We start from the raw sequence: 12,635 nt of genomic DNA on the forward strand, positions 1-12,635 counted from the left end.
ACGTAAATTGAGCGTTAACATTACCGCGAGCCATCGCGAATATAAAGTATGTACAAGAAATAGAGAGGATGGCGGGAGTACAGTCCGCCTGCGAAGCTAATACTGGCCACGCCTATAGAGATCAAAAAGACAAACAACAGTGAAGGGAGCATCGCAATGAAATCACTTCAAAAACGCCTTGGCCTTATGGTAGCTATGCTGCTGATGGTAACTCTTATCAGTGGATGTCGCGGGCAACTAACCGTAACGGTGCCATTGCCCATGCTGGTGAACAACCCAGCTGCCTTTGATGATAGGCAAATCGTGACCCAGGGCGTCGTGCGGCATTTCAACGACCCCCTTCATTATTGGATCGAAGACGAACAGCTTAATCGGGTTGAGATATTTCCCCACCAGGAAATAGCGCCCTATTTAGATGAAAGTGTGGAGGTAGAAGGCCAGTTTCACTTCTCTCCGAATGAGGGGCGGCGGCTTACCCTCACGCGGGTCGATCAGTTACCAGGCGAATAACCTCTGTAGTTAAGCGACGCTATTAGCAACCTAACGTAGCAAGAGCGAACGATCTATCGCTATAAACTCACTGGCCTCATTTATTAATGATGCTGCCGTAAGTTGGGGAACACCATAAACCTCAACTTTTTTACCATGCTTAACGCGTATTTTGTTGACTAAAAGATCAAAGTCTCCATCGCCGGACACTAATACGATAACATCTGCTTGTTCAGCGTATTCCATTGCATCGAGAGCAATGCCAACATCCCAGTCACCTTTCGCAGAACCGTCTGAACGTTGGATGAAAGGTTTCAGTTTTACATTAAAACCAATTGCTCTGAGTATGTTTTGAAACTCCCGTTGCTTTTGGTCACCTCTGTCGATGGCATAGCAAAAAGCAGCCACAACGTCTCTGTTAGTGGTTACTTGTGCCCAAAATTTATTGTAATCAAAGTTCTTACCATACGCTTCTCGCACGGTGTAATATACGTTTTGGATATCAACAAATATCGCAACTTTGGTCATTAGATATAATCTTTTTTGTCGTTAATGATGAAATCAATGTGATTCTTCGGCGAGCTTGCATAGTGTTTTTACTGCCGCTGGCTGGCGCCCCTTTTGCCAAGCAAGCATGAGATCCGTGGCTATTGGCAAGTCGTCTAATTCATAGGCGACAATGTCTTCATCCCCTAGTGCCATGATGCTTGGCATAATCGCATACCCCATTCCTGTTGCGACCAAACTGCGAATAGTGATGTCATCGCGACACTCCTGAACAGTATTGGGTACGAAGCCTACCTTCTGAAAGCACCTGTCTAACCGGTCGAAGCTGCCAGGTGTTGAGGTTCGACTAAACCGAATGAATGGCGCGTCGTGAAAATCCTTAAGCGAGGTCGGGGTAGTCGCTATGAGAGGGTGGCATCGACTGGTGAAGACCGCCATACGAAAACTGGCTAATGGATAGTAATCTAGCCGTGGCTCATCTTCTCGTTCAATGAATAGAATGCCTGCATCGAGCCGACCCGCCAGAATCGCCTCTGCCTGAGGACCTGACAACATTGATTCCAGCGTTAACTGCGTTGATGGATAGCGTGAGCGAAATCTGCTGATAAGTGCTGTGATGCTAGGAATATAGGGATGTATGGTGCTAATCCCGAGCGAGAGGCTTTCGCGGTAGCCATTGGCAATATCGCGTGTTTTTTTCGCGACACTTTCGAGTTCTGACAGTAGACGCTGCCCGTTGGCATATAGGTAATGCCCCGCTTGGGTCAGAGATACCCCTTTGCGGTCACGATAAAACAGGACTGCTCCGATATCGGCTTCAAGCTGATGTATCTGTCGCGTCAAGGCGGGCTGAGCGATCGGTATCTGCTTGGCTGCAGACGATATCGAACCCGCTTCGACCACCGCCAGGAAGTACCTTAGTTTTTTTGTGTTCATGTCCGCTCCCGGAGACGTCACGATGCGCGTCTCATTTCATACAGAAAATACAACTAAAGCCTCATCTCATAAAGGTATGACGCTATCGGGAAGAAGTATTTTATTCGTACCAAGCGTTACAACATACTCAAAAACAATCTGGCTAAGCGTATAGCGGCGTACGCGGCTCATGTTGCATAAGCATGTGTTATCGCAGACGCCAGATGGCGCATTTCTCCCAGGTTTACCACTTTACAACAAGGTTTTACCTCTCATGACGTTATCAGCCATTGAGCTTGAGAAAATGATCACGTTTCGTAGGGAGCTCCATCAGCACCCAGAGTTATCTGGTCAGGAGTCTATAACCGCTGAGCGTATTGCAATGATGCTACGTGACTTGGGGGTAGATGAGGTGCATGAGAAGATAGGCGGCCACGGTGTGGTCGGCGTCATCCAAGGCACCAGCAAGGGGGCAACCGTTGGGCTTCGAGCCGACTTCGATGCCTTGCCACTCGAGGAAGCTAATCAGTTTTCGCATCGTTCCAGCCAGTCAAATGTAATGCATGCATGTGGGCATGACGGACATACGGCAATGCTGATGGCCGCTGCTGCACAGTTGGTTAACCAGCGCCCAGCTCAGGGAAATATTGTGTTGATTTTTCAACCCGCCGAGGAAATTGGTACTGGTGCTGAAGCGATGCTTGCGGAGGGGCTTCAGGAGAGATTCTCTCTTGATGCAATATTTGGACTGCACAATTGGCCAGGTGTAGATGCCGGGCGTTTTGTTATCCATGACGTCCCTCACATGGCATCAAGCGACGACTTTGAGGTGACGTTCCACTCTACGGGTGGACATGGAGCGATGCCTCATCTCACAACAGACCCCATCGTCGCGGCCAGCCTATTTACAACCGCCATTCAACAGATTGTCAGTCGTAATATTGACCCCCAGGACATCGCTGTTATCAGTCTCGGCAGTCTGCAAAGCGGCCATGCTAGCAATATTATTCCGGCGACTGCTCGGCTGACGGGTACCGCGCGCTGCTTTAAACCCGAGCTACGCAAACGCCTTGAGAAGCGGATTAGCGACGTGGCAGAAGGGGTTTCCAAGGCAACAGGATGCGACGTCACACTCGATTACGTTCCTTCAACACCAGCGGTTGCCAATGACCGCGGTTGTGCCCAACTGTGCCGCGATGTGGTGGTGCAGCGTTGGGGGCATGAACAGCTGGTAGAGCACCCAGTCAGCATGGGAGCTGATGATATGGGAGCTTTTCTTACCCATATTCCTGGTGCCTATGCATGGATTGGAAATGGTTCAGGGCCACAAACACCGAAACTTCACCAGCCTGACTATGACTTTAACGATGCCATTCTGTCGATTGGAAGCGACTTCCTGACAAATGTGGCAATGCAGTTTCTCGATAACCATCAATAAACTGGGGACACCCCATGACACCTCTCGAAAAAACAATGACACACGAGAAGAGTTCACGACCAACATTTCGCTTCCCGCATATTTTTGTCGTGTTATTTAGCTTTATCTGTCTCGCTGCTTTATCAACCCACTTTCTTCAGGCGGGTAGCTATGAGCGTGTAACCAATGAGCAAGGGCGTACGGTTGTAGTGCCAGACAGTTATGCGGCGGTGGAAGCGCAAGAAGCTGGCTGGTTAAGTCCTTTCATGGCGGTCTTTGAGGGGATGGGGGAAGGCAGTAGCATCATCTTCTTTATTTTTATCTCGGGGGGCGCGTTTGGCGTTCTAAAAGCAACCGGGGTCTTACAAAAAGTTGTTGCCAGTATCAGTAATGCGCTTACTGGACGTGATCTCATTCTTATACCTTTACTGATGCTTTTATTTGCGATGGGAGGAGCAACCTTCGGGCTCGCAGAAGAAACAATTGCCTTTATCATTATCCTCGCACCGTTACTGCGTATGCTGGGGTATGACTCTATTACGGCCGCAGCGGTACCACTGGTAGGTGCTGGTGCTGGTTTCTCTGCAGCGTTTATGAATCCTTTTACCGTTGGCGTTGCTCAGGATATCGCTGAACTCCCGATGTTTTCTGGAATGACCCTGCGGGCCTGTTACTGGCTAATATTCGTCAGCGTCAGTATTGCTTTCGTCACTCGCTATGCGGCCAAAGTGAAAGCTCACCCCGAAGCGAGCCCTGTCTTTAATAGCGACCGCCGCCAATTTGGCAAACCGCAAGCCAATGAGGATCCAGGCGCGTTATCGGTTGCCGATAAACTCGTCCTCGCTACTTTTGTAGGCACTATTCTCGTTATTGCCTATGGGGTGATACGCCATGGCTGGTATATCGGTGAGATGTCCGGCGCCTTTCTCTTGATGGCTATTTTAATCGGCGCATTTGCGCGTATGAATCCGAATAAAATTGCCGACCACTTTGTTGAGGGCATTCAGGAGATTGCGATGGGGGCACTGGTAGTGGGCTTTGCCTTTGGCATCCTGGTGATTCTGAGAAATGGGGATATCCTGGATACGATTCTTTATCATCTCGAAGGGCTGCTGAGCGGAATGCCCGCAGTGGTTACTGCGGTATGTATGTTTTTTGTTCAACTTGTCCTGAACTTCTTAGTCCCTTCTGGCAGTGGCCAAGCAGCACTGACAATGCCTCTAATGGTACCTCTTGCAGATCTTGTGGGAGTGACCCGTCAGACAGCTATTCTTGCGTTTCAGTTTGGTGATGGCATCTCCAATATACTTACTCCAACGTCAGGATATTTCATGGCAGGGCTTGCGGTAGCAGGTGTGTCGTGGAGTAAGTGGATCAAATGGATACTTCCATTAGCGATTCTTCAGCTGGGTATGGCAAGTCTGATGATTACTCTTGCGCAGATCTTTTCCTGGACATAAATAAGGCATCAATAATGCGTATTAACAAAATCACGGTATATGGTGTGCGTCTTCCACTTAAGCAACCGTTTAAAATTGCCTATGACACTTATCACGATATCGCCAGCCTGATTGTCAGCATCGAAACTGCTTCTGGCCAGGTTGGCTGGGGTGAAGCCGTGGTAGATCAGCATGTGTCTGGAGAGACGTATCTTGGCGCACGAGAAATCATAACCCGTGAGTTAGCGCCCTTGCTAATGGGCGCCGACGCCAGTGATATTGCGCAATTCCATCATGTCGCCAACCGTAAAATTCGCCATAATCCCTCGGCTAAAGCAGCTCTCGATATTGCGCTTCACGACCTGGTGGCGCGTGAGTGCGGAAAGCCGCTTTATGCGCTGCTAGGTGGGCGTAGCCATGCTAGATTGGAACTTCCATACGTTATCAGCATGTTAGCGCCGGAGGAGATGGCGCGTCAGGCGAAAGAGGCTGCTCGACGCGGTTATCAGTCCATCAAAATCAAACTGGGCGATACGCCGGAACATGATATTGAACGGATTGCGCGCGTTAGAGAGGCGCTAGATCGCTCGATTGCGTTGCGTGTGGATGCCAATCAAGGATGGAGTGCTAAGCAAGCGCTTCAGGTCATTCGGCATGCAGCGCCCTATCAAGTGGATTGGTTTGAGCAACCCGTCGCTATGGAGAATCTCGCAGCTATGGCCCGTGTGACTCAGTCAACTGATGCGATGATTATGGCTGATGAGCCTATTCATGGTGTTAAAGAAATGCTGGATGTGATTCAACTAAACGCCGCTGACATGGTTAACATTAAGTTAATGAAATCCTCCGGCTTACGTCCTGCTATGGCGATGGCAGAGGTCGGAATGGCGGCTGATATACCCTGCCAGATCGGCTCTATGGTGGAGTCCTCGATCGCGACGCTCGCGGGTGCCCACCTAGCGCTGGCGCACCCCAATATTATTGCGAATGACTTGGTGGGGCCCGCCATGATTGGCGAAGATGTTGCGCAGATGCCGGGAGATGAAACGCATATTGTGTTGGACGACTCACCTGGACTTGGCGTGACTATCGACAGGAGTCGAGTGCGGGATCTCAGCGAATTTGTCGACACCATTGACTGAACCAAGATGTACTCTCGTGCAGGAGTGAAGTAAGAAGATGTTCTCTTCTTTGGTGCTTCTGCCCGAGAGTTATCAATGCTGTTATAAAATCTCAAGCGTATGAATATATAAACATATTAATAGCGTTAAGCTTTTTATAGGCGTTAAGCTTTTAATAGGGATTAAATGAGGTAATTGTTTGGCAAAAAGCAATGGCTAGTTGTTTAGCTAAACATAGCAATGCGTAGTATTGTGCCAGTATCAATCACTAAACTGGGTAACATGCTCTACAAAGCGTCGCACTTTGGCGAGTTCCCCCAAGTGTTCAGGGTAAACAAGATAATAAGCACTCTCACTGAGCAATCGATATGGCCAAGCGACTGCCAGTCGGCCACCTTCCAACTCTTCATCGACGGTAAAGTGAGGAACCAGGGCGACCCCACCGCCTGCCATTGCCGTTCGCACCAGCATAGGAAAGGTCTCGAAGCGGGTGCCATGATAGCTACGGTCAGTGATGATCTCTTGGTTTGCAAACCAATGGTGCCATGCGTCAGGGCGTGTCGAGAGATGCAGCAGCGGTAGTTGTGTTAAGTCATCCACTGACTGGATGGGGTGCCGAGCGAGTAATTCAGGGGAGGCAACCGCGACCATATCCTCATCAATAAGCTTATGACAAGCAAGGCTTGGCCAACTGCCATGCCCATAAAACAGAGCAATATCGATATCTTGCTGCTCAAGATCGAAATCTTTTACGCGGTCATGAAACTCCAAACTAATGCCTGGATTGGCGGCTAAAAAGGTGGGCAACTTATTGGCCAACCAGCGGCTACCGAAGCTAGGTAAGGTGGCGATTTTAAGAACCTCGCTATTACCGCTGTAGGTCATTATCGCTTGCGTCGACATCTCAATTTGAGTGAGCACTTTGCGTACGTCACTTAAAAAAATGGCCCCTTCTGGGGTTAGCAGCAGGCTACGTCGCACGCGACGAAATAGCTTGTGTTGCAAGGTGGCTTCGAGGTGCGCGACTTGTTTGCTGACAGCACTTTGGGTGAGGTTTAGCTCGTCTGCTGCGCGAGTAAAACTCATATGGCGTGCGGCTGCTTCAAAGCATTGCATAGCCGCCGTAGAAGGAAGATTGCGTGATGCCAAACCTGGCGCTCCTGATGACCTGAAAGCCGCCCCGGCGACTAAGCGCCGGGGGGAAGCTAGGCTTTTATAATGGCTCATTGGGCGAGCGTTGCAGCCTCCTGGGATTTATCAGGTCGGCGCGACTGAAGCCAGCCCACTGTCACCATGGCAAGCAAGCCTAAGCCGCTGGTTAGCAACTCGGGAACCACCATGGCAAGCCCTGCGACTAACAGTACCAGACGCTCCCCGAAGAAGGAATCACGCACAAAGTAACCGAGTAGTGCGCTGCTGACGCCCATAATCCCTACGAGTGAAAAGAACAGCGCGCTTAAAAGACCTAGCAGCGTAGGTTCGACTAATACCAGCACAGGATTATAAATGAAGGCATAAGGAATAATAAACGCACCAATCGCCAATTTAACCGCCGTAAAGCCGGTCTTCATTGGGTTGGCTTGTGCAATGCCTGCACCCGCAAACGCGGCTAAACACACGGGAGGCGTAATATCGGCGATGATGCCGAAATAAAAGACAAACAAATGTACTGCCATTGGCGGAAGGCCGAACTCATTAATCAGTGCTGGTGCGGCAATGGTGGCAGTGACCACATAGTTTGCTGTTGTGGGTAATCCCATGCCCAAGACAATACAGGCAATCATTGTGAACAACAGCGCAAGTATCAAAACGCCGTCAGCTAAGCTAATAATGCCAGCAGCAAATTTTGACCCCATTCCTGTCATGCCTACCACGCCAGCGATAATGCCTGCGCAAGCGACCGCTGCGATCACTGGCAGTGCCACGCGCGCCCCTTTTTCAAAAATAACCAATATATCTTTTAACGAAGGGCGTGTTTCTTTGCGAGCCAAACTGACAGCAAACGCACATGCGATACCCAGTAGCGCTGCCCGTTGAGCGGTAAAGCCAACGCTAATAGTCGTAATAATGACGAGTAAAGGCAGCAACATGTAGCCTTTTGACAGTATCAGCTTACGCTTGCTGGGCAATTGATCTTTAGGAAGGCCGAGAATGCGATGACGTTTGGCTTCGAAATGCACCCCGATAAAAATACCCGCAAAATAGAGAATGGCGGGAATCAGCGCCGAAAACATGATTTCGCGGTAAGAGACGCCCACGTACTCCACCATGATAAAAGCCGCAGCACCCATTAAGGGCGGCATGATCTGCCCGCCGGTAGAGGCTGACGCTTCGACGGCTCCTGCTACTTCGGGCTTGAAGCGGGCATTTTTCATCATAGGAATGGTGAAAGAGCCAGAAGCCACGGTGTTGCCGATAGAGCTTCCCGAAATCATACCCTGAAGCGAACTTGCTATAACGGCGGCTTTGCCGGCCCCACCCGTAAAGCGCCCGGTTAATGCAAAGGCTAAGTCATTAAAGAATCGGCCGACGCCGGTATGCATCAGAACAACGCCGAAAAACAAGAACAAGAAGATAAAGCGCGCCGATATTTGCAGGGGCGTACCAAAAACGCCGCTTTCCCTAAACCATAAGTAGGGAGACACCTGCTCAAGAGAGAAGCCCGGATGAGAAAGCAAAGGGCTAGGGATCAAGTTGCCAAACAGCGCATAGAGAATTGCCAACGTAGCCATGACAACAATTGGCATACCAACAGTACGGCGAGTTGCTTCTAGTACAAACAGTACGCCGAGTGCGGCAATCGTTAGGTCAACGGCTGAATAGCCCGTAACCCTTGCACGCAGGACTTCTTCATAAAATAGGATTTTATAGTAGGCGGCAAAGGTGGCTACGAAGGCGAGTATTACGTCGTACCACGGCACGCCATTACGCCTGCCCGCACCGCGCGTTGCAGGGAATAAGATAAAGATCATCCCCAAGGCAAGCCCTAAGTGGACGGCACCTTGCTGCTGTGACGGTAGCGTACCAAAATAACCGGTATAGAGATGAAAGCAAGTCAGTGATACACCCATTAGGGTGATCAGCCAACCCCACTTGCCTAGCTGTAGTGCAGAACGTACTTGTGACTCACGATCATACTTTTCTAAAAGCGCCGCTTCGTCAGGAGTTTTTTTTTATCCACGATTAAACCTCATACATATAACGCCGCTGGCTTAGCCAGCGGCGAAAGGGAAACATCAATCGGTTAGATCACTTAGGCTGTCAATATTGGAGCGTTCACGGGTCACAATCTGAATGACTTCAGGGTAAATGTGTCCGATAAAGGCAACGTTATCAATCGCGCCACTTTCGAACTCTCCGCGTCCGGCAACGGCATCTTGTGCCGGTGCGTGTACGGTCATCCCGAGATCCATACCGTTATCACGAATGCTCACTAAGTTTTCGATTGAAGCGCCAGTTTCAATATTGGTGAAGTTATAGTTTTCCAGGTAACGGTTCCAAATGGTGGCCATCTCACCGCCTAGAGGGTAGTAAGTGCCGCCTTGGCTACCGGTACCTAAAATAAACTCTTCTTTGGCTTCAGTTTCGCCAAGCTCCGCAACCGGGTTATTTACGGTGAGGCCTTGCTCTTCGTAATATTTTTTAGCACCGGGGTGAATGGGTAGACCTTCTGAACCATTGAGTGCATTTTCAAGGGTAATGAACGCAGACTGGGAGTGCGTGTTTTCTTCAGCATGTTCATGCATTAAACGCGCTAGTTCATAACCCAGGTCTTCATCAATAGTATTTGTGTTACCAACTAAAATGGCATAAGCCGTAATAGTGTTTACATCTTCACTTTGAAAAGCATAGCTATTAGCGGGAATCGTAAAGCGCTTATAGGCACTGTTCTCTTCAATATAGTCAATAGCGTCATCGCTTAAACTAATTAGGCGCGCATCGCCGCTCGAGGCTTGTAAGTTCTCGATACTGCCAGAAGGTAAACCAAGAATACCGATAGAAATATCGATGTTGCCATCTTGCACACCATCGAGTGCAGCACCAAACCCTTCTTGATAGGTATTGTACTTATCGCTACCAATACCGTAGGCATCAAAAAGTAGTTGGGAAACGCCTTGAGTGGTACTGGCAGGGGGGCCAATAGCGATATTAGGTTTGCTGTCGCCACCACAACCCGCCAACAGAAGAGTCGCACCTACGCCGCATAGCACTTTTGTGGATAGCACTTTTGGTGATAGCACTTTAGAAGTAATGTTTTTCATGTTAACTCCTGCTAATTAAATTATTTATAATAAAATTCTGCTTAGCAATTCTCGCAATCCGACCGTCTGGGGATCGATCAGTGAAAATGGCGCGAAAAATAGCTGGCTATTGTTCACGTATGCAGCCCGACAGACAAAAGAAATTAAGTTGCGTACGCATTCCATTTTGTCATGCCAAAGACTTTTAAGAAATCCCTTAAGTAATCAGTGATTTGTGCTTTTTATCTGCATGACCGGCGCGACGTTTTCCTTTTATAGTCTTCCTAGTGGAATATGTGCTAGCAATGAGTGGGCTATGCTGAGCGGCGGATGATTATGCTTCTGATCATGTGTTCACACCTAATGCATTCCTGCTTGGCATGTATTTAGCGTTTTTTTTCGTTTGTGATCTGCCATATGAACCTGTTTGATAAGGGAACACATAGTCATTTCAGGAGCGTTTTCGACGATGGACCTTCCCAACGTCAGCAGTGCATTAGGCATCCTCCATCCCGTTTGCATTACTAAAGGGCGTAATGCAGAGGTATGGGATGAAGCGGGACAGCGTTATATCGACTTTATTGGCGGTATTGGTGTGCTTAACTTGGGGCATGGCCATCCAGCGGTGGTCGAGGCCGTCAAGGCTCAGGTCGATACCCTCATGCATTCAGCGTTTAATGCCTTGCCGCACCGTGGCTACCTCTCTGTCGTAGAGCGACTTGACCAGTTTGTGCCGGTTTCTTATCCGCTGGGATGCATGCTGACGAACAGTGGTGCGGAAGCGACAGAAAATGCTCTGAAAGTTGCCCGTGGTGTCACGGGTCGCCAGGGCGTGATTGCCTTTGACGATGCTTTCCATGGCCGCACCTTGGCCGCGCTCAATTTGAACGGCAAAGTTAAGCCCTACAAAGCCGGTTTAGGCGCGTTGCCTGGCCCGGTTTATCACCTGCCGTTTCCCAGCCAGGATAGTGGGATATCCGCCGAGCAGTCGCTGGCGGCCCTAGAGCGTGTATTTGACGTAGAAATTGCTCCCAGTGAAGTGGCGTGTGTCGTCGTTGAACCCATTCAAGGGGAAGGCGGTTTTCGCTTACTTTGCCCCCAGTTTGCTAAAGCGCTGCGGGCAATCTGCGATCAGCACGGTATTTTATTGATTTGTGACGAAATCCAATCAGGCTTCGGACGAACCGGTAAACGCTTTGGCTTCAGTCACCTCGGCATCGAGCCCGACCTGATTCTGTTAGGAAAAAGCATTGCCTCAGGTCTTCCTCTGGCCGCTTTGGTAGGGCGTAAAGAGTTAATGGATGCCTTACCCAAAGGCGCGTTGGGAGGCACCTATTCAGGCAATGCGGTTGCGTGTGCAGCTGCATTGGCAGTGATGGATATCATGCAAGACGAGGCGCTAAGCGAATGGGGTAATGCCCAAGAAGCGGCGATTGTGAGTGCTTACCAGCGCTGGAAAGCAAGCGAGCGTTTTCCCATGCTAGGAGCCATGACGGGTATTGGCGCGATGCGCGGTATCGTCTTTGAAGATACCGACAATGCTACGGGGGGAGAGCACTTAGCTAACCTCTTGGCTGCGGGGCGTGATGCTGGCGTTTTGCTAATGCCCAGTGGCCGCAAGCGTAATGTCTTACGCTTATTGCCGCCATTGACCACTGAACCAGACGTCATGTCAGAAGGGCTAGGGCTCATCGAGCAGGCGCTGGAGACGCTCAAGGCATGATCGTAATGGTCAGCGAAGTGGCAGTGCGAAGTGGCTATGTGGCGTTTCTCGACGCCTTGCGCGCCCGTGGCTTCGAAGGCGAGATTGCCCCGGACTATGCCAACCGCACGGTGCTGGCAACGGATAACTCGATTTACCAGCGCCTGCCCCAGGCGGCGGTGTTTCCTAAGCATGCGGAAGACCTTGAGCGCCTTGCCAAGCTGGCTGCCGAGCTGCCCCACCGCGATATCGTGCTCACGCCTCGTGGCGGCGGTACCGGCACTAATGGCCAGTCGTTGACCGACGGTATCGTGGTGGACGTTTCCCGCCATATGAACCAGATCCTCGAGATCGATGTAGAGGCACGGCGGGTACGCGTTCAAGCCGGCGTGGTGAAGGATCAACTCAACGCGGCGCTGAAGCCCCATGGGCTGTTTTTTGCCCCGGAGCTGTCGACCTCTAACCGCGCCACCATCGGCGGGATGATCTCCACCGATGCCAGCGGCCAGGGTAGCTGCGAGTATGGCAAAACCCGTGACCACGTACTGGAACTGGATACGGTTCTGCTGGGGGGCCAGCATCTGCATAGCCGCCCGCTTAGCGCTGACGAAGAGCAGCAGGCCGTTGCCCAATCCGGCATTCTTGGCCAGGTGCATACCACCGCGGCTGAGATTATCGACCAGCAGCGGGGGCTGATTGAGGCGAAATTTCCGCCGCTCAACCGCTGCTTAACCGGCTACGATCTGGCACATCTGCGGGAAGCAAAAGGCCAGCTGAACCTGAACAGCCTGCTGTGCGGCTCGG

Annotated in this window: 11 protein-coding genes; 6 read left to right on the forward strand and 5 right to left on the reverse strand. The window is 50.5% G+C overall.

The window, feature by feature from the left end; genetic code table 11:
• Window positions 1-156 precede the first annotated feature (156 nt).
• The gene (locus K7H08_RS10530; RefSeq protein WP_231657879.1) at window positions 157-510 is read left to right on the forward strand and encodes a hypothetical protein; all 354 of its coding nucleotides are present in this window, start codon (window positions 157-159) and stop codon (window positions 508-510) included.
• A gap of 30 nt (window positions 511-540) precedes the next feature.
• Here the strand turns inward: K7H08_RS10530 and K7H08_RS10535 are convergent, their stop codons facing one another.
• Window positions 541-1,017 (reverse strand): NYN domain-containing protein, encoded by a 477-nt coding sequence (locus K7H08_RS10535; protein ID WP_231657880.1) that lies wholly within the window; start codon window positions 1,015-1,017, stop codon window positions 541-543.
• A gap of 33 nt (window positions 1,018-1,050) precedes the next feature.
• The gene (locus K7H08_RS10540) at window positions 1,051-1,932 is read right to left on the reverse strand and encodes a LysR family transcriptional regulator (RefSeq protein WP_231657881.1); all 882 of its coding nucleotides are present in this window, start codon (window positions 1,930-1,932) and stop codon (window positions 1,051-1,053) included.
• A 253-nt stretch (window positions 1,933-2,185) separates the two neighbouring features.
• Here K7H08_RS10540 and K7H08_RS10545 point away from each other — a divergent pair, with 253 nt between their 5' ends.
• From K7H08_RS10545 to K7H08_RS10555, 3 genes are read left to right on the forward strand one after another with little or no spacing between them, the layout of a single operon-like run.
• A complete protein-coding gene (locus K7H08_RS10545) occupies window positions 2,186-3,349 on the forward strand; it encodes a M20 metallopeptidase family protein (protein WP_038479028.1) in 1,164 nt (387 codons plus the stop codon).
• A 14-nt stretch (window positions 3,350-3,363) separates the two neighbouring features.
• On the forward strand, window positions 3,364-4,788 hold the full coding sequence (locus tag K7H08_RS10550) for a YfcC family protein (RefSeq protein WP_231657882.1): 1,425 nt from the start codon (window positions 3,364-3,366) through the stop codon (window positions 4,786-4,788).
• A 14-nt stretch (window positions 4,789-4,802) separates the two neighbouring features.
• Entirely contained in the window at window positions 4,803-5,909 is a 1,107-nt protein-coding gene (locus K7H08_RS10555) for a mandelate racemase/muconate lactonizing enzyme family protein (RefSeq protein WP_038479021.1), read from the forward strand.
• A 240-nt stretch (window positions 5,910-6,149) separates the two neighbouring features.
• On the opposite strand, the gene K7H08_RS10560 is transcribed toward K7H08_RS10555, so the two are convergent.
• From K7H08_RS10560 to K7H08_RS10570, 3 genes are all read right to left on the reverse strand, one after another.
• Window positions 6,150-7,037 carry a LysR substrate-binding domain-containing protein gene (locus K7H08_RS10560; protein WP_038479019.1) on the reverse strand — a complete coding sequence of 296 codons (888 nt, stop codon included), beginning with the start codon at window positions 7,035-7,037 and terminating at the stop codon, window positions 6,150-6,152.
• 74 nt (window positions 7,038-7,111) lie between these two features.
• Window positions 7,112-8,971, reverse strand: a complete 1,860-nt coding sequence (locus K7H08_RS10565; RefSeq protein ID WP_266100146.1) for a TRAP transporter permease — start codon at window positions 8,969-8,971, stop codon at window positions 7,112-7,114.
• A 153-nt stretch (window positions 8,972-9,124) separates the two neighbouring features.
• Entirely contained in the window at window positions 9,125-10,150 is a 1,026-nt protein-coding gene (locus K7H08_RS10570; protein ID WP_038479016.1) for a TAXI family TRAP transporter solute-binding subunit, read from the reverse strand.
• A 448-nt stretch (window positions 10,151-10,598) separates the two neighbouring features.
• Between K7H08_RS10570 and K7H08_RS10575 the strand changes: the two genes are divergently transcribed.
• Together K7H08_RS10575 and K7H08_RS10580 are read left to right on the forward strand one after the other, a co-directional pair.
• A complete protein-coding gene (locus K7H08_RS10575) occupies window positions 10,599-11,852 on the forward strand; it encodes a 2-aminoadipate transaminase (protein ID WP_120386183.1) in 1,254 nt (417 codons plus the stop codon).
• A partial coding sequence (locus K7H08_RS10580; RefSeq protein ID WP_231657883.1) for an FAD-binding oxidoreductase occupies window positions 11,849-12,635 on the forward strand: 787 nt, incomplete at its 3' end. The genes K7H08_RS10575 and K7H08_RS10580, both read left to right, overlap by 4 nt.

Source organism: Halomonas sp. IOP_6, assembly GCF_021151565.1.
Taxonomy (GTDB): Bacteria; Pseudomonadota; Gammaproteobacteria; order Pseudomonadales; family Halomonadaceae; genus Vreelandella; species Vreelandella alkaliphila.